The sequence below is a fragment of the Streptomyces sp. NPDC059850 genome (assembly GCF_042731515.1).
In the GTDB taxonomy this organism is placed as follows: Bacteria; Actinomycetota; Actinomycetes; order Streptomycetales; family Streptomycetaceae; genus Streptomyces.
Map to the genome: position 1 here is coordinate 223,788 of NZ_JBHWJI010000002.1, position 24,147 is coordinate 247,934.

The 24,147-nt window shown below is 71.7% G+C and carries 23 protein-coding genes; 14 read left to right on the forward strand and 9 right to left on the reverse strand.

Annotation, left to right across the window (positions count from 1 at the left end; translation table 11 throughout):
• Nucleotides 1-35: 35 nt before the first annotated feature.
• The 5 genes from ACFV9T_RS03010 to ACFV9T_RS03030 all read left to right on the forward strand — a co-directional run bounded on the left by ACFV9T_RS03010 (nucleotide 36) and on the right by ACFV9T_RS03030 (nucleotide 4,680).
• The gene (locus tag ACFV9T_RS03010; protein ID WP_385436320.1) at nucleotides 36-608 is read left to right on the forward strand and encodes a DinB family protein; all 573 of its coding nucleotides are present in this window, start codon (nucleotides 36-38) and stop codon (nucleotides 606-608) included.
• A gap of 58 nt (nucleotides 609-666) precedes the next feature.
• Entirely contained in the window at nucleotides 667-1,320 is a 654-nt protein-coding gene (locus tag ACFV9T_RS03015) for a PadR family transcriptional regulator (RefSeq protein ID WP_385436321.1), read from the forward strand.
• A 62-nt stretch (nucleotides 1,321-1,382) separates the two neighbouring features.
• Nucleotides 1,383-2,420 (forward strand): ATP-binding cassette domain-containing protein, encoded by a 1,038-nt coding sequence (locus tag ACFV9T_RS03020; RefSeq protein WP_385436322.1) that lies wholly within the window; start codon nucleotides 1,383-1,385, stop codon nucleotides 2,418-2,420.
• Complete coding sequence (locus ACFV9T_RS03025; RefSeq protein WP_385436323.1) at nucleotides 2,417-3,202, forward strand: ABC transporter permease; 786 nt, start codon at nucleotides 2,417-2,419, stop codon at nucleotides 3,200-3,202. Before ACFV9T_RS03020 ends, ACFV9T_RS03025 begins: the two co-directional genes overlap by 4 nt.
• A gap of 77 nt (nucleotides 3,203-3,279) precedes the next feature.
• Complete coding sequence (locus tag ACFV9T_RS03030) at nucleotides 3,280-4,680, forward strand: hypothetical protein (RefSeq protein ID WP_385436324.1); 1,401 nt, start codon at nucleotides 3,280-3,282, stop codon at nucleotides 4,678-4,680.
• 13 nt (nucleotides 4,681-4,693) lie between these two features.
• Here the strand turns inward: ACFV9T_RS03030 and ACFV9T_RS03035 are convergent, their stop codons facing one another.
• Both ACFV9T_RS03035 and leuE read right to left on the reverse strand, forming a co-directional pair.
• Entirely contained in the window at nucleotides 4,694-6,106 is a 1,413-nt protein-coding gene (locus tag ACFV9T_RS03035; protein WP_385436325.1) for a glutamate decarboxylase, read from the reverse strand.
• Between the two features lie 49 nt (nucleotides 6,107-6,155).
• Entirely contained in the window at nucleotides 6,156-6,845 is a 690-nt protein-coding gene (gene leuE, locus ACFV9T_RS03040) for a leucine efflux protein LeuE (protein WP_385436326.1), read from the reverse strand.
• Between the two features lie 140 nt (nucleotides 6,846-6,985).
• Between leuE and ACFV9T_RS03045 the strand changes: the two genes are divergently transcribed.
• The 3 genes from ACFV9T_RS03045 to ACFV9T_RS03055 all read left to right on the forward strand — a co-directional run bounded on the left by ACFV9T_RS03045 (nucleotide 6,986) and on the right by ACFV9T_RS03055 (nucleotide 10,506).
• Nucleotides 6,986-7,744, forward strand: coding sequence for a MerR family transcriptional regulator (locus tag ACFV9T_RS03045; RefSeq protein WP_385436327.1), 759 nt, complete (start codon nucleotides 6,986-6,988; stop codon nucleotides 7,742-7,744).
• Nucleotides 7,745-7,923: 179 nt separating this feature from the next.
• A complete protein-coding gene (locus tag ACFV9T_RS03050) occupies nucleotides 7,924-8,619 on the forward strand; it encodes a DedA family protein (RefSeq protein ID WP_385436328.1) in 696 nt (231 codons plus the stop codon).
• 177 nt (nucleotides 8,620-8,796) lie between these two features.
• A complete protein-coding gene (locus ACFV9T_RS03055; protein ID WP_385436329.1) occupies nucleotides 8,797-10,506 on the forward strand; it encodes a threonine/serine exporter ThrE family protein in 1,710 nt (569 codons plus the stop codon).
• 78 nt (nucleotides 10,507-10,584) lie between these two features.
• Here the strand turns inward: ACFV9T_RS03055 and ACFV9T_RS03060 are convergent, their stop codons facing one another.
• Complete coding sequence (locus ACFV9T_RS03060; RefSeq protein ID WP_009716864.1) at nucleotides 10,585-11,076, reverse strand: inorganic diphosphatase; 492 nt, start codon at nucleotides 11,074-11,076, stop codon at nucleotides 10,585-10,587.
• Between the two features lie 248 nt (nucleotides 11,077-11,324).
• On the opposite strand from ACFV9T_RS03060, the gene dacB reads away from it, so the two are divergent.
• The 6 genes from dacB (at nucleotide 11,325) to folE (ending at nucleotide 19,014) form a co-directional block, all read left to right on the forward strand.
• Nucleotides 11,325-12,806: a D-alanyl-D-alanine carboxypeptidase/D-alanyl-D-alanine-endopeptidase gene (gene dacB, locus ACFV9T_RS03065; RefSeq protein WP_385436368.1), complete on the forward strand. Its 1,482-nt coding sequence runs from the start codon at nucleotides 11,325-11,327 to the stop codon at nucleotides 12,804-12,806.
• 116 nt (nucleotides 12,807-12,922) lie between these two features.
• Nucleotides 12,923-14,062, forward strand: coding sequence for a zinc-dependent metalloprotease (locus tag ACFV9T_RS03070; RefSeq protein WP_385436330.1), 1,140 nt, complete (start codon nucleotides 12,923-12,925; stop codon nucleotides 14,060-14,062).
• 200 nt (nucleotides 14,063-14,262) lie between these two features.
• Nucleotides 14,263-15,384, forward strand: a complete 1,122-nt coding sequence (gene tilS / locus ACFV9T_RS03075) for a tRNA lysidine(34) synthetase TilS (protein WP_385436331.1) — start codon at nucleotides 14,263-14,265, stop codon at nucleotides 15,382-15,384.
• 62 nt (nucleotides 15,385-15,446) lie between these two features.
• Nucleotides 15,447-15,986 carry a hypoxanthine phosphoribosyltransferase gene (gene hpt, locus ACFV9T_RS03080; protein WP_385436369.1) on the forward strand — a complete coding sequence of 180 codons (540 nt, stop codon included), beginning with the start codon at nucleotides 15,447-15,449 and terminating at the stop codon, nucleotides 15,984-15,986.
• A 256-nt stretch (nucleotides 15,987-16,242) separates the two neighbouring features.
• Nucleotides 16,243-18,285, forward strand: coding sequence for an ATP-dependent zinc metalloprotease FtsH (ftsH, locus tag ACFV9T_RS03085; protein ID WP_385436332.1), 2,043 nt, complete (start codon nucleotides 16,243-16,245; stop codon nucleotides 18,283-18,285).
• 123 nt (nucleotides 18,286-18,408) lie between these two features.
• Complete coding sequence (gene folE / locus ACFV9T_RS03090) at nucleotides 18,409-19,014, forward strand: GTP cyclohydrolase I FolE (protein WP_385436333.1); 606 nt, start codon at nucleotides 18,409-18,411, stop codon at nucleotides 19,012-19,014.
• A gap of 37 nt (nucleotides 19,015-19,051) precedes the next feature.
• Here folE and ACFV9T_RS03095 read toward each other — a convergent pair whose 3' ends face one another.
• The 6 genes from ACFV9T_RS03095 to ACFV9T_RS03120 all read right to left on the reverse strand — a co-directional run bounded on the left by ACFV9T_RS03095 (nucleotide 19,052) and on the right by ACFV9T_RS03120 (nucleotide 24,091).
• Nucleotides 19,052-19,549: a DUF3180 domain-containing protein gene (locus ACFV9T_RS03095; protein ID WP_385436334.1), complete on the reverse strand. Its 498-nt coding sequence runs from the start codon at nucleotides 19,547-19,549 to the stop codon at nucleotides 19,052-19,054.
• Between the two features lie 59 nt (nucleotides 19,550-19,608).
• Entirely contained in the window at nucleotides 19,609-20,202 is a 594-nt protein-coding gene (gene folK / locus ACFV9T_RS03100) for a 2-amino-4-hydroxy-6-hydroxymethyldihydropteridine diphosphokinase (RefSeq protein ID WP_385436335.1), read from the reverse strand.
• Nucleotides 20,199-20,558, reverse strand: coding sequence for a dihydroneopterin aldolase (folB, locus tag ACFV9T_RS03105; protein ID WP_385436336.1), 360 nt, complete (start codon nucleotides 20,556-20,558; stop codon nucleotides 20,199-20,201). The genes folK and folB overlap by 4 nt, the downstream gene beginning before the upstream one ends.
• Before the next feature lie 237 nt (nucleotides 20,559-20,795).
• The gene (locus ACFV9T_RS03110; protein ID WP_385436337.1) at nucleotides 20,796-21,275 is read right to left on the reverse strand and encodes a nuclear transport factor 2 family protein; all 480 of its coding nucleotides are present in this window, start codon (nucleotides 21,273-21,275) and stop codon (nucleotides 20,796-20,798) included.
• On the reverse strand, nucleotides 21,272-22,174 hold the full coding sequence (folP, locus tag ACFV9T_RS03115) for a dihydropteroate synthase (protein WP_385436338.1): 903 nt from the start codon (nucleotides 22,172-22,174) through the stop codon (nucleotides 21,272-21,274). Before folP ends, ACFV9T_RS03110 begins: the two co-directional genes overlap by 4 nt.
• 69 nt (nucleotides 22,175-22,243) lie before the next feature.
• On the reverse strand, nucleotides 22,244-24,091 hold the full coding sequence (locus ACFV9T_RS03120; RefSeq protein ID WP_385436339.1) for a phosphatidylglycerol lysyltransferase domain-containing protein: 1,848 nt from the start codon (nucleotides 24,089-24,091) through the stop codon (nucleotides 22,244-22,246).
• Between the last annotated feature and the right edge of the window lie 56 nt (nucleotides 24,092-24,147).

Below are 24,147 nucleotides of genomic sequence, written 5' to 3' on the forward strand. Positions count from 1 at the left end.
CGCCCCGGGCGTCCTCCTCATGAGAGGCGGCAGCCATGCCCACCGTCGTGAACTCCGAAGCCTGTAAGGACGAGCGCTCCGCGCTGCTGGCCTATCTGGACGCGCAGCGCGGCGGCATCCGGCGCGCCGTGCACGGTCTGACCGAGGAGCAGGCCCGCAGCGCGCCGAGCGCCAGCGCGCTGTCGCTCGCCGGGCTGATCAAGCATGTGACCCAGGCTGAGCGGGGCTGGATCCGTAAGGGCCGGGGCCAGGTGGACGAGTGGCCGCGGAAGGACGCGGTGGCGGAGTTCGAGGCCGGTTTCGCCCCCACGGACGACGAGACGGTGCCGGTGCTGCTGGAGCGGTACGAGGCGGTGGCGCGCGAGACCGAGGAGGCGGTGCGCGCCCTGTCCTCGATGGACGACACGTTCGAGTCGCCCCGCTACCCCTGGGACGAGGGCGGCACCCGCACCTGGCGCTGGCTGGTCCTCCACCTGATCGAGGAGGTCGCCCGGCACGCGGGGCACGCGGACGTCATCCGCGAGACGATCGACGGGAAGGGCGCGTTCGATCTGGTCTTCGAGACCGGTGCGATGCCCGAGCCCGATTGGTCGCTCATGGAGGGCTGACACCCCTAATCTGGACCCCAGCGCAGGTCAAGCGGGGGCAGGATGGGGAGACGGGCACATGTCAGCGATCCGGCTGCTGGTGCTGGGGGCGGTCCGCCAGCACGGGCGGGCACACGGCTATCAGGTCCGTAACGACCTGGAGTTCTGGGGCGCGCACGAATGGTCCAACGCCAAGCCCGGATCGATCTATCACGCGCTCAAGCAGATGGCGAAGCAAGGCCTGATGCGCGCCCACGACGTGGCCCCGAGCACCGCGGGCGGCCCGCCGCGCACCGAGTACGAGCTGACCGCGGCGGGCGAGAGGGAGTACTTCAAGCTGCTCCGGGACGCCCTGCTGCGGCACGACCAGAAGATCGACGAGCTGACGGCCGGGGTCGGGTTCATCGTCGACCTGCCGCGCGCCGAGGCCATCACGCTGCTGAAGGAGCGGGTGGCCGCGCTGGAGGGGTGGCGGGCCGAGGTCACCCGGCACTGGTCGCCGCCGGGGGACAGCCCCGATGAGTGGGGCCACATCGGCGAGATCATGAAGTTCTGGGTCCACTCGGCCGACAGCGGGGCCGAGTGGACCCGCGGGCTGATCGAGCGCCTTGAGGGCGGCGCGTACGTCATGGCGGGCGAGGGGGAGCGCTCGGTGGACGTCCTGCCGGAGGGGGCGCCGAACCCGTACGCGGAGTCCTCGGATCCGGATGACACCGGGGACTCCCACCAGTAATCAAGTTTGACTAGACCCGTCCCGGGGAGTACCTTCCGGAGGCTCGTAGTCAAATTTGACTAATGCGGCTCATCGCGGAGCGAGAGGGGAAGACCGTGGCCGACAGCGATCCCGCGATCGTCGTCGAAGGACTGCGCAAGACCTATGGAGGCAAACCGGCCCTGGCCGGACTCGACCTGACCGTCCCGTCCGGCACCGTGCACGCCGTGCTCGGTCCCAACGGCGCGGGCAAGACCACCTGCGTACGGATCCTGGCCACCCTGCTGCGCCACGACGGCGGCCGCGCCGAGGTCGCCGGGTACGACGTGCTGCGCCACCCGGACGAGGTCCGCCACCGCATCGGGCTGCTGGGCCAGCACGCCGCCGTCGACGAGGAGTTGAGCGGGCGGCAGAACCTGGAGATGTTCGGCCGTCTCCACCACCTCGGCGGGCGGCGCGCGAGAGAACGTGCGGACGAGCTGCTGGAGCGCTTCGGCCTGGCGGGCACCGGCACCAAGGCGGTCAGCCGGTACAGCGGCGGCATGCGGCGCCGCCTCGACCTGGCCGCGAGCCTGATCGTGCGGCCGCGGGTGCTCTTCCTGGACGAGCCCACCACCGGGCTCGACCCGCGCGGCCGCACCGAGGTGTGGGAGTCGGTCCGCTCGCTCGTCGGCGACGGTACGACGGTCCTGCTCACCACCCAGTACCTGGAGGAGGCCGACCAACTCGCCGACCGGGTCTGCGTGGTCGACCACGGCCGGGCCGTCGCGGACGGCACGACCGACCAGCTCAAGGCCCGTATCGGCGGGGACCGCATCGACGTCGTGGTGCGCGACGCCGGTCAACTGGCCGCCGCCGCCTCGGTGATCGGCATGGCCTCCCGCGCCGCCACGGTCGACACCGACCCCGACCGGCGGCGGATCGGCGCCCGGGTCACCGACCGCGTCGCGGCCCTCACCGAGACCGTACGGGCGCTGGACGCGGCCGGGATCGAGGCGGAGGACATCGCGCTGCGCCGCCCGACCCTGGACGAGGTGTTCCTGCACCTCACCGCGGAGCGTACGGACGAGCAGACCGGCGACGAGGCCCGCGCGACGACCCATGAGGAGACGCCCGTATGACCGCCATGACCCTCGTCGACTCCTGGACCATGACCCGCCGAGGCCTCGCCCACTGGGCCCGGCAGCCCGTCCAGGTGATCGTGGGCCTGGTCTTCCCGGTGATGATGCTGCTGATGTTCGCGTACTTCCTCGGCGGCGGGATGACCGTCCCGGGCGGTGGCGGCTACAAGGACTACCTGGTGCCGGGCATGCTGGCCCTCACCATGGCCTTCGGTCTCGAAGCCACCATGCTCGCCATCACCCAGGACCTCAACAAGGGCGTCATCGACCGCTTCCGCTCCCTGCCGATGGCCTCCTCCGCGGTGCTCATCGGGCGCAGCGTGCTGGACATGCTGCAGTCCGCGCTGAGCCTGCTGCTGCTCATCGGGGTCGGGCTCGCGATGGGCTGGCGCTGGCACGGCGGCACCGGCGACGCGCTGTACGCGGTCGGGCTGCTGCTGTGGCTGCGCTTCGCGATGCTGTGGATCGGCATCTACCTGGGCCTGCTCGCCGGGCGCGCCGAACTCGTCCAGGCCGTGCAGATCCTGGTGTGGCCGGTCGGCTTCCTGTCCAACGTCTTCGCCGCGCCCGAGTCGATGCCCGGCTGGCTCGGCGCGATCGCGGAGTGGAACCCGATGTCGGCGACGGCCACCGCGGTCCGTGACCTGTTCGCGAGCCCCGGGGGCGGTGGCGACTCGTGGGCCGCGGACCACGCCGGACTCCTCGCCGTCTGCTGGCCGTTGGCGCTCCTGCTGGTCTTCTTCCCGCTCGCCGTGGGCCGTTACCGGGGGCTCAGCCGCTGAGCGGCCGACGGGTCGTCCCCGATGCCACGTATGTCACAGCCCCACCCACCGTCGCCGGATGCGGATACGGTGCACGTATGGGGAACGACACGGCGGGCATGGGGGCGGCACGGACGAGCAGGCCCGGTTACGCCCTGCTCCTCGCCGCCGGGCCGATGGGCAAGCAGCGGCTGATGGACGCGGCCGCCGCGCTGCCACAGCTCGCGGCCGTGCCGCCGGCCGCGCTGCTGGGCACGCCCGGCGGCGCCAGCGTCGTCCAACTCGTGGACCCCGCCGATCCGCAGACCGTGCTGACGCATCTGCGGACGGCGGCCGCCCATCCGGGTCCGGTGCTCATCTATCTCGCGGGTCAGCTCACCCTCGATCACAAGCAGCGGCTGCCGCACTTCGCGCTGGCCCGTACGACGCCGAGGACCGCCCGCTACAGCGCGCTGCCGTGGCACTGGCTGGCCGCCGAGCTGGCCGGGCGGCCGCCGGGCAGCACCACGGTGCTCGCCGATCTGGTGGCCGACGAGACGGCCTGGCCACGGCTGTCCGACGGGCGGCTGCCGGTCGACACGCTCGCCTCCGGGCTGACCCTGTACGGGACGATCGCCCCGGCCCCGCCCAAGCGGCGGACTGCGGCGCCGGTCTACAGCCGCGCCCTCGCCGGGCTGCTGCGCGGCGCCGCGGACGGCCCGGAGTTCGCCCTGCTGCACCAGCAGGCCGCCGCCGAGGCGGGGCTGGGCGCCGGTCCCGGGCTGCTGCTGGGCGCCCCGGTGGAGGGCTACGCGGCGTACGAGGCGTCGCGGGCGTACGACGTGTCGCGGGCGTACGCTGCGCCCGGCGCCTACGAGGCGTCGGGGGCGTACGAGGCGTCGCGGGCGCCCGGCGCGCCCGGCGCGTACGCACCACAGGACGCGCACGGGACCCGCGAGCCCCAGAAGCCCCAACACCCCCAGCAGTTCCGGGCACCGGCCGTACCCGCCGTGCCGGGCGACGCCGCGCCACCCGCCTCGCCGCCCCCGCCCCCGCCCGCCGCGCCGCCCGGCGCCGCCACGCCCGCCCCCGATCCGCACGGCGCGATATTCGAGGCCGCGCACGCCGGGCGGCACAGCGAGGCCGCCTCGATGGCCGCCGCCTGGGAGCAGGAAGCCCTCAGGGCGGCCGGTCCGCGCTCCTCCGAGGCGATCCACTGGCTGGAGGTCCGCGCCGACCTCGCCCGGCTCGCCGGGGACCCGGCCCGCGCGTGTGAGCTGTGGCTGTCGGTGGCCGACGCCCGGCTGGGCAACGGCGAGGCGACCGGGCACCCCGAGGTGGAGGGGGCCGTCGACCGGGCCCACCACCAGTGGCAGTTCGTCCAGGAAGCGGCCCGGGCGCATGCCCTCGCGCCGATGCTGATCGATCTGCGGGGCCGGGTGCCGGGCCGCAGAGCGGGCGCCCTGGAGGCCGTACGGCGCAGGGTCGAGCTGCTCCGCACCACCGCGCAGGCGCGCTGACCCCCGACAGGCCCTAGTGGTGGAAGGCCGTGGCGACGGTCTCGGACCGGCCCATCGGCCCCGGCTGCCTCCGCAGTTCGGGCAGGAGCGTCCGCAGATCGTCCAGGAAGAGGTCGGACAGGTCCGCCGAGAAGCCGTTGCGGCACACCACCCGCAGCACGGACAGGTCCTCGCGGTGCGCGGGGAACGAGTACGCGGGCACCAGCCAGCCGTGTTCGCGCAGCCGCCGCGACACGTCGTACACGTCGAAGCTGGTGACCTCCGCCGCCGTCGTGAAGGCGAAGACCGGCAGCTGGTCGCCGCGCGTGAGCATCCTGAAGTCGCCCAGCTCCGCGATCCGTGTCGAGAGTGAGCAGGCCACGTCGCGGGAGGTCTGCTGGACGGCGCGGAAGCCGTCCCGGCCCAGCCGCAGGAAGGTGTAGTACTGGGCGGCCACCTGGGCGCCGGGCCGGGAGAAGTTGAGCGCGAAGGTCGGCATCTCGCCGCCCAGGTAGTTGACCCGGAAGACCAGTTCCTCGGGCAGGCACTCCGGGGTGCGCCACAGCGCCCAGCCCACGCCCGGGTAGACCAGGCCGTACTTGTGCCCCGAGGTGTTGATGGAGGAGACCCGGGGCAGCTGGAAGTCCCACAGCAGATCCGGGTCGAGGAACGGTGCCACCATCGCGCCCGAGGCGCCGTCCACATGGACCGGTACATCGAGCCCGGTGCGCTCCTGGAGGTCGTCCAGGGCCGCGCACACGTCGGCGACCGGCTCGTACGATCCGTCGAAGGTCGAGCCGAGCACGGTGACGACCCCGATGGTGTTCTCGTCGCACAGCTCGGCGGCGGCCCGCGGGTCGAGGTGGAACCGCTCGCCCTCCATGGGGACCTGCCGCGGCTCCACCTCCCAGTAGGCGCAGAACTTCTCCCAGCACACCTGGGTGTTGATCCCCATGACCAGATTCGGCCGGGCGGTGGCCGGATAGCGGACGGGATTCCGCTTGGCCCAGCGCCGCTTGAAGGCCAGCCCGGCGAGCATGCACGCCTCGCTCGAACCGGTCGTGGAGCAGCCCATCACCGTCGTCGGGTCGGGGGCGTGCCACAGGTCGGCCAGGATGGTCACGCAGCGGTGTTCCAGCTCCGCGGTGCGCGGGTACTCGTCCTTGTCGATCATGTTCTTGTCGCGGCAGTCGGACATCAGCCGCCCGGCCTGCCCCTCCATCCACGTGGTGACGAAGGTGGCGAGATTCTGACGGGCGTTGCCGTCGAGCATCAGCTCGTCGTGCACCAGCTGGTACGCGGCGGAGGGCGCCATGGGCCCGTCCGGGAGGCAGCGGCGCGGCGGGTTCGTCGTCATGCCGCTGACCGGATCGGCCACGCCGTAGAACGGGTTGACCGAGATGTCGGGCCGCTTTGCCTCGCCGCGCCTGCCGCCGTGAAGTGCCATGCTCGTTAAATTACGGACATACGGCCCAAACGTCGTGCTTCCCGCGCCGTCAGCCCGCGCTGCTGACCGACAGCTTCGCCGCGAACCCCAGGAACGCCGCCCCCGCGCCCGCCGACAGCCCGGCCGTCAGCCGCTTGCGCCGCCGGAAGAGGGCCGCGAGATACGTACCGCCGAAGATCAGCAGCGACAGATAGGTGATGCTGAACAGCTCCGCCCACGCGCCCAGCGTCACGAACGACAGCGCCGGATGGGCGTACTCCGGATCCACGAACTGCACGAAGAAGGAGATGAAGAACAGGATCGCCTTCGGGTTCAGCAGGCTCACGATCAGGGCCCGGCGGTACGGCCGCTCGACCGCCCCGGACCCGGCACCCTCCGCGCCGTCCCCGGAAGCCACGGCCGCCGCCCCGGCGGTCCGCGCGCCGCCGCCCGGCCCCTCGCGCCACAGCTTCCGCGCCCCGCGCAGCAGGCCCACCGCGAGCCAGGTCAGATAGCCCGCACCGGCGAACTTCACCACGGCGAAGAGCGCCGGGCTCGCCTGCAGCAGCGACGCCACGCCGCCCGCGGACAGCGCCATCAGCACCGCGTCCCCGCACAGCACCCCGGCCGCCGCCCGGTACGCGCTACGCGGACCGCGGCGCGCGGCGACGGACACCACATAGAGCGAGTTCGGGCCCGGCAGCAGGATGATCAGGGCAAGGCCCGCCAGATACGTCGAAAGATCGGTTATCCCCAGCACACCCGGCAGGATGCCAGGCGGCGTGGATTCCGCCCGGATGATTTCGGCATACGGACTTGCACCTCACGTGACGTGAGGCGCCACCGTGAAGCGCGTACGGAACACCCCGTACATCACCACCAGGGAGAGCGGACCAGGGCATGAGCTACTCGGTGGGACGGGTCGCGGACCTCGCGGGCGTTACGGTGCGCACGCTGCACCACTACGACGAGATCGGGCTGCTGCGCCCGAGCGCCCGCAGCACGGCCGGGCACCGGCGGTACGACGACGCCGACCTCGACCGGCTGCAGAGCATCCTGTTCTACCGGGAACTCGGCTTTCCGCTCGACGAGGTGGCGGTCCTCCTCGACGACCCGGACGTGGACCCGCGGGTCCATCTGCGGCGCCAGCACGCGCTGCTGACCGACCGGATCGAGCAGCTGGAGAAGATGGCCGCCGCCGTCGAACGCGCCATGGAGGCACGGAAGATGGGCATCAATCTGACCCCCGAGGAGAAGTTCGAGGTCTTCGGGGACTTCGATCCGGACCAGTACGCGGACGAGGTCCAGGAGCGCTGGGGCGACACCGAGGCGTACCAGCAGTCGCAGCGCCGGGCGGCCACGTACACCAAGGAGGACTGGCAGCGTATCCAGGCCGAGGCCGACGCGCTCACCGAGCGGTTCGTCGCGCTGATGGAGTCGGGCGCCGCGCCGGAGTCCGAGGCCGCGATGGACCTCGCCGAGGAACACCGGCAGGGGATCGTGCAGAACCACCACGACTGCGACCACCGGCTCCACGCTTCCATCGCCGAGAACTATGTGACGGACCAGCGCTTCACCGAGAACCTCGACAAGGTCAAGCCGGGGTTCGCCGCGTACCTTCGGGATGCGATTCAGGCCAACGCGGAGCGCCACGGCTGAGAGGCCTGGGGTGTGAGGGGGGCAGGTGGACAGCGGGAACCACGGGCACGCACAAGGCGTTGATAGCTTTGGGCGGCACACTGCGAAGCGATGAACCCCGCAGCAGTCCGTACCCGACCCTGCGGCCGGGCCTCGCACGAGCACGAGCCTGCACCCCTCGACCCAGGAGCCTGTGACCCGTGACCACCCTCGCGCTCGGCCCTCAGTGGCTGGACCCGGACTATCTGATCGAAACCTTCGGGCTGCTCGGCGTGCTGGCCATCGTCTTCGCGGAGTCCGGCCTGCTCATCGGCTTCTTCCTGCCGGGCGACTCGCTGCTGTTCACCACCGGTCTGCTGGTCACCACCGATGTGATCAAGCAGGATCTGTGGCTGGTGTGCACGGCCGTCGCCGTCGCGGCGATCGTCGGTGACCAGGTCGGATATCTCTTCGGCCGGAAGGTCGGGCCCGCGCTGTTCAAGCGCCCGGACTCCAAGCTCTTCAAGCAGGAGAACGTGGAGAAGGCGCATGAGTTCTTCGAGAAGCACGGCCCGAAGTCGCTGATCCTGGCCCGTTTCGTGCCCATCGTGCGCACGTTCACGCCGATCATCGCGGGCGTGAGCCGGATGAACTACCGCTCGTTCATCATCTTCAACATCGTCGGCGGTGTGCTGTGGGGCACGGGCGTGACCCTGCTGGGCGCGGCGCTCGGCAAGGTCGATTTCGTCCACAAGCACATCGAGCTGATCCTGATCGGCATCGTCCTGCTGTCCGTCATCCCGATTGTGATCGAATTTTTGCGGGCTCGTAGCAAGTCCAAGAAGGAAGCCGCCGAGGCCCCGGCCGGGCCCGCGGCGGACCAGCAGGGGCCGCGCGGCCGCCACGCCAAGCGCTGACCACTCGTAGATCTTCACCGTCACTTCACAGGGGTCACTGCCCTACACACCCGTCGCACACGCCGCCCCCACTCCCACTCGGCGGCCACCTCCCCGCACAATGGGCTTCGGTGGCCGCCGATGTTGCATCGTGGCTGCTGGAAGAAGTGCACGGGGAGGCGGTCGAGGAGCGAGGCAGTGGGGTCGGAGCGACAGTACGGGCAGCGTGGCGCGGGCACGCAGGAGGCGGACACGGCGGCGGACCGCAAGCCGCAGTCCGACGAGGCGCGCAGCGCCTTCACCCCGCCGCAGGGGGTACCGAGGCCGCCCTCGCCGGATGGCGAGCACCCGACCTCGGAGTTCGCCATTCCCGAGGGGCTGACCACCGAGTGCGCCGTTCCCGAGCCGGAAAGCTCGGCCTTCGTGCCGCCCGCCGGGGTCACCACCTCGTCCAACCAGACCACCGGCGGCTTCCCGGCCTTCACGCCGCCGAACGGCATACCCATGGTCCGGCTGACCAAGGACGCGCCCTGGCAGGACCGGATGCGCACGATGCTGCGGATGCCGATCAGCGAGCGCCCGACCCCGGAGCAGCGCTCCGAGCCGGAGGACGACACGGGCCCGGCCGTCCCGCGCGTGCTCGACCTCGTCCTCCGTATCGCCGAGCTGCTGCTCGCGGGCGGTGAGGGCGCCGAGGACGTCGAGGCGGCGATGCTCGGCGTGGCGCACGCGTACGGGCTCGACCGCTGCGAGCCCACGGTGACCTTCACCCTGCTGTCGGTCAGCTACCAGCCCTCCCTGGTCGACGACCCGGTCACCGCCAGCCGTACGGTGCGCCGCCGGGGCACCGACTACACCCGGCTGTCGGCCGTCTTCCGGCTCGTCGACGACATCACCTCGCAGGACGACTTCACGCTGGAGGAGGCGTACCGGCGGCTCGCCGAGATCCGCCGTAACCGCCACCCGTACCCCGGCTGGGCGCTCACCGTGGCCGCGGGCGGGCTGGCCGGAGCGGCGAGCATGCTGGTCGGCGGCGCGTGGCCGGTCTTCTTCGCGGCGGCGATCGGGGCGATGCTCGGCGACCGGCTGGCGTGGCTGGCGTCCGGGCGCGGGCTGCCGGAGTTCTACCAGTTCGTGGTCGCGGCGATGCCGCCCGCCGCGATGGGCATCGCGCTCAGCCTCCTGGGCGCCGGGCTCCAGTCGTCCGCGGTGATCACCGGTGGACTGTTCGCGCTGATCCCCGGGCGGGCCCTGGTGGCGAGCGTCCAGGACGGGCTGACCGGGTATTACATCACCGCCGCGGCCCGGCTGCTGGAGGTCGGCTACCTGATCGTCGGCATCGTCTGCGGCGTGCTCACCGTGCTGTACGGCGGGCTCCAGCTGAACGCCAAGCTGAACCCGGAGGCGGCGCTGGTGGGCCAGCCGGAGCCGATCGTCCAGATACTGGCGGCGATGCTGCTGGCGCTGACGTTCTGCATCCTGCTCCAGCAGGAACGTCACACCGTGCTGTTCGCCACGCTCAACGGCGGGGTCGCCTGGGTGGTCTACGGCGCGCTCACCGACACCGCCGACGTCCCGCCCGTCGCCGCCACGACCGTGGCCGCCGGGCTGGTCGGCCTCTTCGGGCAGCTGCTCTCCCGCTACCGCTACGCGTCCGCGCTGCCGTACGTCACGGCGGCGATCGGGCCGCTGCTGCCCGGTAGCGCGACGTACTTCGGACTGCTCGCGCTCGCCCAGGGAAATCTGGACCGCGGCATCCCCCATCTCACCCAGGCGGCGGCACTGGCCCTGGCGATCGCCATCGGGGTGAACCTGGGGGGCGAGGCGGCCCGGCTGTTCCTCAAGGTCCCGGGTGGCGGGGACGACCCCTCAGGCCGTCGCGCGGCCAAGCGCACCCGCGGCTTCTGACCCGCCGCTGGCCCGCTTCTGACCTGCGTAAACGCCGAACGGGCCGGTCATGTGACCGGCCCGTTCCGCTGGGGTGGCTCAGTGGCCGCCCGACGCCTCCAGGCGCTTGATGGACGCCTCCACCTCGGCCTCGGCCTCGGCGCGGCCCACCCAGTTGGCCCCCTCGACCGACTTGCCGGGCTCCAGGTCCTTGTAGACCTCGAAGAAGTGCTGGATCTCCAGGCGGTCGAACTCGGACACGTGGTGAATGTCACGCAGGTGCTCGACCCGCGGGTCCGACGCGGGCACGCACAGCAGCTTGTCGTCGCCGCCCGCCTCGTCGGTCATCCTGAACATGCCGATCGCACGGCACTTGATCAGGCAGCCGGGGAACGTCGGCTCGTCGAGAATGACCAGGGCGTCCAGCGGGTCGCCGTCCTCGCCGAGGGTGTTCTCGACAAAGCCGTAGTCCGCGGGGTAGCTGGTCGAAGTGAAGAGTCGACGGTCGAGACGGATGCGCCCCGTCTCGTGGTCCACCTCGTACTTGTTCCGCGAACCCTTCGGGATCTCGATGGTGACGTCGAACTCCACGGGTGGCTCCTCCATGATCAACACATACGTCTGGTGATTAAGTGTCCCCCACGCAGGTGTGTGGTGGCGAAAGGGGCTGGTCCGTCGTGCCTGAAGCCAGATCACGGCAGTTCAGGGAGTTGCTCGCGCGCGGGCGCACCCTCGTGCGGGACCAGTGGCGCCACGTCGCCGCCGCCGGGGTCCGGCTCCGCGACCTCTGGTGGAACCGCCCGGTCCGCGAACGGCCGTGGCACGGCCGGGTCCGCGACCTGTGGCACCGCTCCGGGCTCCGCGACCGCTGGCAGCGCACCCCGCCCCAACAGCGCCGTACCTGGCGGCTGGTGGCCGTCTCCGGCACGGTCGGCCTCGCCGTCGCCGCCGGGTCCGTGCTCGCCGCCGGGCCCTGGGACACCGGTCAGCGTACGGCCGAACGCGCCCGCGCGGCCCGGGGCCCGGACCCGGGTGGCGAGCGTCACCCCAAGAACCCCGCCCCCAGCGCCTCGCCCGTGCTGGCCGCTCTCGGCGCGCCCGGCGCCGTGCCGTCGCCGGACAGCGGCGAGGACGCGGTGCCGCCGCCGACCGGCGGCGGGCTCGCCGACGCCCTCGAACCGCTGCTGGACGACCCCGCGCTGGGCGGCGAGCGCTCCGCGTCCGTCGTGGATGTGACGACGGGACAGCAGGTGTTCGGGACCGGCGCGAAGGGCGCCGTGGTGCCCGCGTCGACCATCAAGCTGGCGACCGGCGCCGCCGCGCTCTCCGCCCTCGGCCCCGACTACCGGATCAAGACCACCGTGGTCCGGAGCGGCGATCGCGTCGTGCTCGTGGGCGGCGGCGACCCGACCCTCACCGCCCGCGACGCCAAGGGCGACGAGGCCCCCGCCTCGCTGCGCCGCCTCGCCGACGACACCGCCCGCGCCCTGCAGAAGCGCGGCACGGAGTCCATCCGGCTCGGGTACGACACCTCGCTGTACTCCGGTCCTGAGCTGCACCCCATCGGCCCCAACGAGAACATCTCGCCCGTCACCGCGCTGATGGCCGACGAGGGCAGGCTCGACGACAGCGACCACGGCCCGGCCGCGCGCTCCGAGGACCCCGCCGCCGACGCGGCAGGAGCGTTCGCCGAGATGCTGCGCGACCGAGGCGTCGAGGTGACCGGGGAACCGAAGAGTCAGACGGCCGGAAAGCGCCCCCAGCCGCTGGCCACCGTCCGCTCCCAGCCGCTGTCCGCTCTTGTCGAGCGGATGCTGACCAACAGCGACAACGACATCGCCGAGGCGCTGGCCCGGCAGACCGCCGTCGCCTCCGGCGAGACCGCGAGCTTCGGCGGCGCGGCGAAGGCCGTCACCGCCCGGCTGAAGAAGCTCGGGCTGCCGGTCTCCGGCGCCCGGATCGCGGACGGCAGCGGGCTCGACCGCGACGACCGCGTCTCCGCCGCGCTGCTCGCCCGGGTCCTGGTGCAGGCGTCGGACATCGGCCACCCCGAGCTGCGGCCGCTGCTCACCGGGCTGCCGGTGGCCGGATTCAGCGGCACCCTGCGCACCCGCTACGACGCGGACACCGTCGGCCGCGGCGTGGTGCGCGCCAAGACCGGCACCCTGACCGGGGTCAACACCCTGGCGGGCAGCGTGGTCGATGCCGACGGTCGGCTGCTGGTCTTCGCCTTCATGACCAACGGCACCACGGACCCCACCGGCGCCCAGCGCGCCCTGGACACGATGGCCTCGGCGCTCGCCAACTGCGGATGCCGGTGAGACGAGGGCGACGAGGGGGACGCGGGTGACGCGTCGCCCGGTCGGGCCGGGGGCGGCCGGGTGTGCGGGGGACTCGTCTCCTCCCGGATGCGGCGCGGGCCACGTACCGTGAAGCCATGACGAGCATCGGTGGTGTGGAGATGGTCGACTGGAACCTGGCCGTCGCGACCGCGACCCGGCTGGTGCGCCCGGGCCCGGAGGTCAGCCGGGACGAGGCGCGCGCCGTCGTCGCGGAGCTGCGTCGGCACGCGAAATCCTCGGAGGAGCACGTCCGCGCCTTCACCCGGATGGCCGTCCCCGGCGGTCCGGCCGCCGATACCCCCGTCCTCGTCGTGGACCGCGCGGGCTGGATCCGGGCCAACGTCGCGGGCTTCCGCCAGATCCTGTCGCCGCTGCTGGGCAAGATGCAGGACCGGCGCGGCGGACTGCCCGGCGGGGCGGTGCTGGGCGCGGTCGGCGGCAAGGTCACCGGCGTGGAGCTGGGGATGCTGCTGTCGTTCCTGGCCTCCCGGGTGCTCGGCCAGTACGAGACGTTCGCCCCGGCCACCCGCGAGCTGCCCGCAGGAGCCGCGGGCGGCGGGCGGCTGCTGCTGGTGGCGCCCAACATCGTCCACGTGGAGCGCGAGCTGGACGTGGCCCCGCACGACTTCCGGCTGTGGGTCTCGCTGCACGAGGAGACGCACCGTACGCAGTTCACGGCGGTGCCCTGGCTGCGCGACCACATCGAGTCCGAGATCCAGGCGTTCCTGGGCGAGACCGACGTGGATCCGGCCACGTTGCTGGAGCGGATCCGGGAGGCCGTCCAGTCGCTGGGCGGCGGCCGGCCGGACAGTGAGGAGGCCGCGGAGCGCGGCGGCGCGTCCAGCATCATCGAGCTGGTCCAGACCCCGGCCCAGCGCGAGATCCTGGCCCGGCTGACCGCCGTGATGTCGCTGCTGGAGGGGCACGCGGACTACGTGATGGACGGGGTCGGGCCGGACGTCGTGCCCTCCGTGGCCGAGATCCGCGAGAAGTTCCAGAAGCGGCGGGCGAGCGGCGCGGGCCGCCTCGACCAGGCGCTGCGCAAGTTGCTCGGGCTCGACGCCAAGCTGCGGCAGTACCGTGACGGTGAGCGGTTCGTACGGTCCGTGGTGGAACAGGTCGGTATGGACGGCTTCAACCGGGTCTGGACGTCCCCGAACACGCTCCCGACCAAGTCGGAGATCAGCAAACCCGCCGAGTGGGTCGCGCGGGTGCACCGTAAGGCGGAGTCGTGAAACCGGCTCACTTGGGAACGGACGAATGCTCCCGTTAATCACTCGTCCGAGGGACCGTTAGCGACGGGTAGGCGTGCGATGCTCGGGGAACAGCTCGCTTCTGTCACCATCGACATACACAGCGTGACGAATCCCCCCGCGTAACGACATTCTCGTACGCCCCCCGAGGCACCCCCTCGCATGACAGATGGGAAACGGACATGGGTCCCCATCCAGCGGTCGCCGCGATACGCCTGGCGGTCCGCCGCGTCCTCCACGACGTCCTCGTCGCCTCCCCGGCCACCTCCGCCACCGCGCCGCCCTCCCTGGCTCCCCCCGGCTCCCCGGCCCAGGCGCCCGCCCCCCGCGGCTCCGCCCCCCGTGCGGCCCGCCCCCTCGTGCTCGCCGCCGTCTCCGGCGGCGCCGACTCCATGGCCCTCGCCTCCGCGCTCGCCTTCGAGGCCCCCCGGCTCGGTCTGCGCGCCGGCGGCGTCACCGTCGACCACGGCCTCCAGCCCGGCTCCGACCTGCGCGCCGCCGAGGTCGCCGACCGGATGCGGGAACTGGGCCTGGCCCCCGTCGAGTCCATCGCCGTGTCCGTCGGCCGGGACGGCGGTCCCGAGGCCGCCGCCCGGGACGCCCGCTACGCCGCCCTCGACGCCGCCGCCGAGCGCTACGACGCCGCGGCCGTGCTGCTCGGCCACACCCGCGACGACCAGGCCGAGACGGTTCTGCTGGGCCTCGCCCGCGGCTCCGGCACCCGCTCGCTCTCCGGCATGGCCCGCGTCTCCGGCGCCGGCGGCCGCTACCGCCGCCCCTTCCTCCAGCTCGACCGGCACACCGTCCGCCAGGCCTGCCTGATCCAGGCGCTGCCCGTCTGGGACGACCCGCACAACGTGGACCCGGCCTACACCCGCTCCCGGGTCCGCCACGAGGCCCTGCCGGTCCTGGAGAAGGCCCTCGGCAAGGGCGTCGTCGAGGCCCTCGCCCGCACCGCCCAGCTCTCCCGCGACGACGCCGACGCCCTCGACGCCTGGGCCGCCCGCGCGGAGGCCGACGTCCTGCGCACCGCCCCGGCCCCCGCCCCCGGGGCCGGGTCCGGTGAGCCGGACGCCGTCGAGCTGGACACCGTCGGGCTGCACGGGCTGCCCCCCGCCGTGCGCCGCCGGGTGCTGCGCCGCGCCGCCATCGCCGCTGGCGCGCCCGCGGGTTCGCTCTTCGCCCGTCACATCGAGGAAGTCGACCGGCTGATCACCGGCTGGCGGGGTCAGCGGGCCATCAACCTCCCCGGCCGCGTCGAAGTCCGCCGGGAGGGTGGCAGACTGGTCATCCGGCAGGGCTGATCCGCCCGAGCCAGATGAGCCGGTTACGTCGAACGAGAGTGGCGCGGGTGGACGACAAGGACATGGGCACCGACCTCAAGTCGGTCCTCATCACCGAGCAAGAGATCAACGAGAAGCTGGCCGAGCTGGCCGCCCGCGTCGACGCCGAGTACGAGGGCAAGGACCTGCTCATCGTCGGCGTCCTCAAGGGCGCGGTGATGGTGATGGCGGACCTGGCGCGAGCCCTTTCGACGCCTGTCACGATGGACTGGATGGCCGTGTCGTCGTACGGCGCGGGCACCCAGTCCTCGGGCGTGGTGCGGATCCTCAAGGACCTGGACACCGACATCAAGGGCAAGCACGTCCTGATCGTCGAGGACATCATCGACTCCGGTCTGACGCTGTCCTGGCTGCTGTCGAACCTGGGGTCCCGCGAGCCCGCCTCGCTGAACGTGTGCACGCTGCTGCGCAAGCCGGAGGCGGCCAAGGTCGCCATCGACGTGAAGTGGGTCGGCTTCGACATCCCGAACGAGTTCGTCGTCGGATACGGCCTCGACTACTCGGAGAAGTACCGCAACCTGCGGTTCGTCGGGACTCTGGCCCCGCATGTCTACGGAGGCTGAGGCACGCCGCCTCCCCCTGGGAACCTGGCGCGGTTTTCCGCCGTTGGAGCAGGGGAAGGCGGATGTGTTAACGCTCCACGGCGGCGTCGGGTGACAATGCTGGGGTACCGTCCGAAGGTCAGTCTTTTTCGAGACTGAGGATTACACAGCTCATACACCACTAAATACACCGCAATACACCGCACGCACAGGCGCCCCTCCAGGGCTGCCGTGCCTCACTGTGGCAGGAGGGACGGGGCGGTTTCGCCCCGTATGGATGGACGTGAAGCGCTACTTCCGTGGGCCGGTCATGTGGATCGTGCTGGCCGTCCTCGCCGTGGTCGTGTTGATGCAGGTCGTCGGCTCGTCCGGCGGCTACAAGTCGGTGGACACCAGCCAGGTCGTCAAGGCGATCAACAGGAACCAGGTCCAGTCCGCCGAGCTGACGACCGGCGACGAGCACAAGATCAAGGTCGAACTCAAGGACAATGTCGCCAAGGTCTCGGGGAGCAACAAGCTCCAGGCGACCTACATCGGTGACCAGGGTGTCGATCTCGCCAGGACCCTTCAGGCGAATGCCCAGAAGGACAGCGGGATCCCCGACGGGTACAACGTCTCGACTTCGAAGCAGAACCCGTTCGTCGGGATTCTGCTCTCGCTGCTCCCGTTCGTGCTGATCGTCGTGGTCTTCCTGTTCCTGATGAACCAGATGCAGGGCGGCGGCTCCCGGGTGATGAACTTCGGGAAGTCGAAGGCCAAGCTGATCACCAAGGACACGCCGAAGACGACCTTCACCGATGTGGCGGGGTCGGACGAGGCGGTCGAGGAACTCCAGGAGATCAAGGAGTTCCTGCAGGAGCCGGCGAAATTCCAGGCCGTCGGTGCCAAGATCCCCAAGGGTGTGCTGCTGTACGGCCCGCCCGGTACGGGTAAGACCCTGCTCGCGCGCGCTGTCGCGGGCGAGGCGGGCGTCCCGTTCTACTCGATCTCCGGTTCCGACTTCGTCGAGATGTTCGTCGGTGTGGGTGCCTCCCGGGTCCGTGACCTGTTCGAGCAGGCCAAGACCAACGCCCCGGCCATCGTCTTCGTCGACGAGATCGACGCCGTCGGCCGGCACCGCGGCGCGGGCATGGGCGGCGGTCACGACGAGCGCGAGCAGACGCTGAACCAGCTGCTCGTGGAGATGGACGGCTTCGACGTGAAGGGCGGCGTCATTCTGATCGCCGCCACCAACCGGCCGGACATCCTGGACCCGGCGCTGCTGCGCCCCGGCCGTTTCGACCGGCAGATCGCCGTCGACCGCCCGGACATGCAGGGCCGTCTGGAGATCCTCAAGGTTCACCAGAAGGGCAAGCCGGTCGCGCCGGACGTCGACCTGTCGGCCGTCGCCCGCCGTACCCCCGGCTTCACCGGTGCCGATCTGTCGAACGTGCTGAACGAGGCCGCCCTGCTGACGGCCCGCGGCGACAAGAAGCTGATCGACAACCACTATCTGGACGAGGCGATCGACCGAGTCGTGGCCGGACCGCAGAAGCGGACCCGGATCATGAGCGACAAGGAGAAGAAGATCACCGCGTACCACGAGGGCGGTCACGCCCTGGTCGCGGCGGCGTCTCCGAACAGCGATCCCGTGCACAAGGTCACGATCCTCTCCCGAGGCCGGGCCCTGGGTTACACCATGGTCCTGCCGGACGAGGACAAGTACTCGACCACGCGCAACGAGATGCTGGACCAGCTCGCCTACATGATGGGCGGCCGGGCGGCCGAGGAACTGGTCTTCCACGACCCGACCACGGGAGCCTCGAACGACATCGAGAAGGCGACCGCGACGGCCCGCGCGATGGTCACGCAGTACGGCATGACCGAGCGGCTCGGCGCGATCAAGTTCGGCTCCGACAACTCCGAGCCGTTCCTGGGCCGTGAGATGGCTCACCAGCGCGACTACTCGGAAGAGGTCGCCGCACTGGTGGACGAGGAGGTCAAGAAGCTCATCGAGGCCGCGCACAACGAGGCGTGGGAGATCCTCGTCGAGAACCGCGACGTCCTCGACAACCTGGTGCTGGCGCTCCTGGAGAAGGAGACGCTGAACAAGGAGGAGATCGCCGAGATCTTCGCCGCGATCCACAAGCGCCCGGCCCGCCCGGCGTGGACCGGCTCCTCCCGGCGTACGCCCTCCACCCGCCCGCCGGTGCTCTCCCCCCGGGAGCTGGCCCCGGCGAACGGTGCCCAGCCCACCTCGGCGGCCTCGCTCACCAAGGCCACCACGCCCGAGGACGGCGCCGAGCAGCCCGAGGAGTCGGGCTCCGGCTCCGAGAGCTGATCCCGGCCTTCCCGGGGCCTTCTGGCCTCGGGAAGGACCCGGAATGAATGCCGCGTCACCCAGGTTTTAGCCTTGGGGACGCGGCATTCCGCATTTTGTGCACGTGAGGAACGAGGCAGCTCCATGACGGACCCGGTGACGCTGGACGGCGAGAGCACCCTCGGCGTGTTCGACGAGAAGCGCGCCGAGAGCGCGATCCGCGAGCTTCTGATCGCCGTCGGCGAGGACCCGGACCGGGAGGGGCTGCGGGAGACGCCGGGGCGGGTGGCCCGTGCGTACAAGGAGATCTTCGCGGGGCTGCGGCAGGAGCCGGAGGACGTGCTGACCACGACGTTCGATCTCGGCCACGATGAGATGGTGCTGGTCAAGGACATCGAGGTGATGTCCTCGTGCGAGCACCACCTGGTGCCCTTCGTGGGGGTCGCCCACGTCGGCTACATCCCGTCCCACGACGGCAAGATCACCGGGCTGTCGAAGCTGGCCCGGCTGGTGGACGTGTTCGCCCGCCGCCCCCAGGTCCAGGAGCGGCTGACCACCCAGGTCGCCGACTCGCTCATGCGGATACTGGAACCGCGCGGGGCGATCGTCGTGGTCGAGTGCGAGCACATGTGCATGACGATGCGCGGGGTGCGCAAGCCCGGCGCCAAGACCATCACCTCGGCCGTCCGGGGCCAGCTGCGCGATCCGGCCACCCGGGCCGAGGCCATGAGCCTCATCATGGCCCGCTGAGGGCGCTCAGAGCGCCCTCAGCGCCTCTGCAGGCGCGTCAGGCGCGGGCCGAGGCGCCCGGGCCCCGGCCGTTCTCGTCGTCGTCCTCCGGGAGCTTGCAGACCCGCTCCAGGAAGAACGCGGCGGCCACCACACCCGCCCCGGCCAGCACCGAAGCGCCCGCGTAGATGGCCTGGTCCTGGCGGGCCGGTACGTCCAGCTGCTCCAGGGCCAGGAAGACACCGACCCCGCCGTACATCCCCGAGATCAGCGCCGCCACCAGCGCGCTCGCCTGGCCGAAAACCACCGCGCGGGCGGCCACCATCGGGTCCACGCCCTTCGCGTCCGGCTCCCGGTCCCGCTGGGCGCGCAGCCGCGACCGCAGCGAGATCGCGGTCGCGACCAGCACGACCGCGATCAGGGCCAGCACGATCGGCGCCGCCACCGGAACGCTCGGCAGCGATCCCAGCGTGTCCCACAGCCGGGATCCCGCCCACGACACCACACCGGCCACGGCGAACAGCCCGACCAGCACCCCGATCCGAAGTTGCCTCACCGAGAGGTCGCCCCTCCACGCATCAACTGGTCACCTGGTCACCATCAACTGGTCAACGTCTATTCGGGCAGTCGCAGTTCCAGGTCCGCGCGGACCTGGACGCCGTCCTCGCCCACCTGGTCCAGCAGCGCCGAGACCGCGCCGCGCCCGGGGAACTCGGCCTGCGGGTCCACGTCGTTCCACGGCACCAGGACGAAGGCCCGCTGGTGGGCGCGCGGATGCGGCAGGGTGAGCAGCGGGTCGTCGGACACCACGTCCTGGTACGCCACGATGTCCACGTCGATGGTGCGCGGACCCCACTGCTCGTCCCGTACCCGCTCGAACGCCTCCTCGATGGCGTGGCCGCGCTCCAGCAGCGAGGACGGCGGCAGCGTGGTCTTCACCAGCACCACCGCGTTGAAGTACGTCGCCTGGGTGCCCGGCTCCACGCCCCACGGCTCCGTCTCGTACACCGGGGAAACGGCCTTGACGCGCAGGCCCGGGGTGTCCTCCAGCGCGTCCACCGCGCCTTGGAGGGTCTCCAGGCGGTTGCCCAGGTTGCTGCCGAGGGAGATCACTGCCCGTTTGGGGTTGGACAGGGTCACATCGGCGGCGTCCACCTTCTCCACCACGGAGGCGGGAACGGGCTGCACGGTCGGGTCGCTGCTGCTCATACTCGGCTCCGGGTAATGGTGATGGTGACATCGTCGAAGGGAACGGTGATCGGGGCCTGCGGCTTGTGGACGACGACCTCGACCTCGCGCACCACATCATGCTTCAGGCAGGTGTCCGCTATCCGTTCGGCAAGGGTCTCGATCAGCTCCACCGGCTCGCCCCGCACCACGGCCACGACCTCCTCCGCCACCACGCCGTAGTGGACGGTCTTGGTCAGGTCGTCGTCGGCGGCGGCGGGACGGGTGTCCAGGCCGAGCACGAGGTCCACGACGAACGTCTGGCCCTCCTCGCGCTCCTGCGCGAACACACCGTGGTGCCCACGAGCCCTCAGGCCGCGCAGCGCGACACGATCCACCCGAATCACTCCTGCTGGTCGTCGGTTACGCGGGCACGCCCCGGCCGGTCCGGAACGCACCAGTGACCCCCTGCCGTCGGCGGGGAACCTCCTCGAATCTACCTGCGAATGTCGGCGGCACATGCCCACGGGGTCGCGGCGGATGTCTCCCTCAGCCCCGCGCCACCTTCACCTACCCGCACCTCGCGCGACTCGAACGGACCCCATTCGAGCCATCACGGGGCCGGGATCAGGGACTCAGCCCGGCATCAGCCGGTCGTCGTCCTCGGGACCCTCCGGGCCCTCGTCGTCACGCTCCGCGAGCACCGGGGAGCCGTGGTGCGACCACACCTTCCAGCCGTCGTCGGTGCGCCGGAACACGTTCGTGGCCACCACCAGCTGGCCGACCAGCGGGCCCAGCTGCCCCTCCTCCTCGGCCGGGGCGCCGCTGAGGATGTTCTCGGTGCAGGTCACCAGCGCGGTGTCGGACATCACCGACACCTCGACGTCGGTCAGGAAGAACTGGATGTAGTCCGTGTTCGCCATGATCAGCGCGTACGAACGGAGCACCTCGCCCCGGCCGCGCAGCACCGGCCAGCCCGGGTGCACACAGGACACGTCGGTCTCGGCGGAGTCCAGCCACAGCCGGTCCAGCGCCCCGTGGTCGCCCTGCTCCATGGCCTCGTACAGCGCGGTGTTCACCAGCGCCACTCGCTCGTTGTCCGTAAGGGAAGTCACAGCGCTCCCGCCGCGTTCGCCGCGTTGTCGAGATATCCGGCCTCGGCCACCTCGATGGCCCGGGCCACCCGCACCGCGTCCGCGCTCGCCCGCACCTCGTGCACCCGGACCGCCCACGCGCCCTCGCGGGCCGCGATCGCGGTCACCGCGGCGGTCGCGGCGTCCCGCTCCCGGGCGGGTGGCGGGGCGCTCCCGTCCCCGGCCAGGACGCGGCCCAGGAACCGCTTCCGGGAGGCCGCCACCAGCAGCGGGCGGCCGAGTTGGCGCAGCGCGGCCAGATGGGCGACCAGCGCCAGGTCGTGGTCGGCGTCCTTGGCGAAGCCCAGCCCCGGGTCGAGCACGATCCGCTCCGGGGCGATGCCGCCCGCGACGGCCGCCTCCACGCTGGTGCGCAGCTCGGCGGCGACCTCGCCGACCACGTCCTCGTACACCGCTCGGTTGTTCATGTCGATCGACTGGCCGCGCCAGTGCATCACCACGAAGGGCACCTCGGCCGCGGCCACCGCCGGGACCATCGCCGGGTCCGCGCGGCCACCGCTCACATCGTTGACCAGTCGCGCGCCCGCCTCGATAGCCCGCTCGGCGACCGTGGCCCGCATGGTGTCCACGCTGATCAGGGCCCCTGCCGCGGCCAGCTCCCGGACCACCGGGACCACCCGGCGCAGCTCCTCGGCCTCGTCGACGCGCGCCGCGCCCGGCCTGGTCGACTCGCCTCCGACGTCCACCAGGTCGGCCCCGGCGGCGACCAGGTCAAGACCGTGCTTGACGGCCAGCTCGGTGTCGAACCACTGGCCGCCGTCGGAGAAGGAGTCGGGCGTGACGTTCACCACGCCCATGACCGCACACCGGTCCCATTCCGGCAGTCCGGTCACTCGGCCCCGCTCGCGCAACGTCCTCATGACCTTAAGGCTAGACGTACCGGCAGCCCGGACGCGGGACGCGGGGGGCGGGGCACCCCGGGACAGGACCTAGGCGGCCTGCTCCAGTTCGCGGCGGCGGGCCGGGGCCTGGTGGGCGCAGGGCCTGGGCTCGGCGCGCCGCCCGCGGCGCAGCAGCCGGGGCAGGGCGAGTGAGACGAACCCCTCGGCCTGCATGGCGGCCAGGCCGATGCGCGGCAGGTCCCGGGTGTTGCGGAAGACCACGAAGCGCGGCTCCCAGCGCGGCCGGAACTTGGCGTTGAACTTGTACAGCGACTCGATCTGGAACCAGCGGGACAGGAACACCAGCAGCCCCCGCCAGCCGCGCAGCACCGGGCCCGCGCCCAGCTTCTCGCCGCGCGCCAGCGCCGAGCGGAACATCGCGAAGTTCAGCGACACCCGGGTGACGTCCAGCGCCGGGGCGGCCTGCAGGGCGGCGACGATCAGCAGTTCGTTCATGCCCGGGTCGGCGCTCCGGTCGCGCCGCATCAGGTCCAGCGACATGCCGTCCGGGCCCCAGGGCACGAAGTGCAGTACGGCCTTGAGGTCCCCGTACGGACCCTCCTCGGTGCCGTCCCCAGCGGCGTTGTGGGCGGCGGCCTTGTGGGCGGTCGCGATCACCGACTCGCCGTCCGCCGGGTCGCCGATCCGGCCCAGCGCCATCGAGAAGCCGCGCTCGGTGTCGGTGCCCCGCCAGTCCTCCGCGGCGCGCCGGACGGCCTCCAGCTCGTCCGGGCCGAGGTCGGCGACGCGCCGCACCCTCGTCTCGTAACCGGCCCGCTCGATGCGCTTGACCATCTGGCGTACGTTGCGCATGGCACGCCCGGAGAGGGTGAAGTCCGCGACGTCCACGATCGCCTCGTCGCCCAGCTCCAGCGCGTCCAGACCGGTCTCCCGGGTCCACACCTCGCCGCCGGTCTCGCTGCACCCCATCACCGCGGGGGTCCAGGAGTGGGCCCGCGCCTCCTCCATGAACGCGGCGATCGCGCCCGGCCACGCCTCCACGTCGCCGACCGGGTCGCCGCTGGCGAGCATCACGCCGGAGACCACGCGGTAGCAGACGGCGGACTTGCCGCTGGGCGAGAAGATCACCGCCTTGTCGCGGCGGAGCGCGAAGTGGCCGAGCGAGTCCCGGCGCCCGTGGGTGGTGAGCAGCTCCCGCAGCTTCTCCTCGTCGGAGGGGGTCAGCCGGGCGGCCGGGTGTTCGGGGCGGAAGGCGAGGTACGCGGTGGTGGCGACGGTCAGTAGGCCGAGCGCGCCCAGCGAGTAGCCGACCGTGTAGTCCGCGCCGTCGCGGTAGCCGACCGGCCCCTCGAAGCCGATCAGCCCCCACAGCACGTGCTCCAGCTGCGCCGCCAGCGACGGCGCGCCCTCGATGGTGTCCGGGTGCGAGCGCACGATGAGCATTCCGACGAAGAGGCTCACCCCGCCCATGACCACGAAGTTGGCCAGCGCCATCCAGCGGCTGCGCGGGTCGGGCAGGGCGGCGAACTCGCGGCGGTAGCGCAGCAGCACGCCCATCAGGACGAGCGAGAAGACGGTGCCGAGGACGGAGTGCCGGTACAGCAGCTGGGCCGCCGCGCCGACGGGCAGCAGCACCACCGCCGCGACCCAGGCGCGGCGCTTACGGCGCTTGAGGCCGTGCGCCAGCATGAGCAGCAGCAGCCCGACCACGATCGACGCCGCGGCGGCCAGGGAGCTGACCGCGCCGGGCAGCACCTCCGCCAGCGCGTGCACCTTGCTGTGCCGCAGCCGCGGGAAAACGATGTCCACGAGCCCGATCAGCGTGCAGGCCGTGCCGACGGCCGTGGGGACCGTCTCCGGACGCGGCCCGCGCAGTACGCGCCGTATCCGGTTGGGAACCCCTCCGGACTTTTCGGCATCTGGACTGTCAGACATTCGCATTCCCGTCGCTTCGGTCAAAGGATCTTTGGTTCTCTGACGCAGCTTCCGCA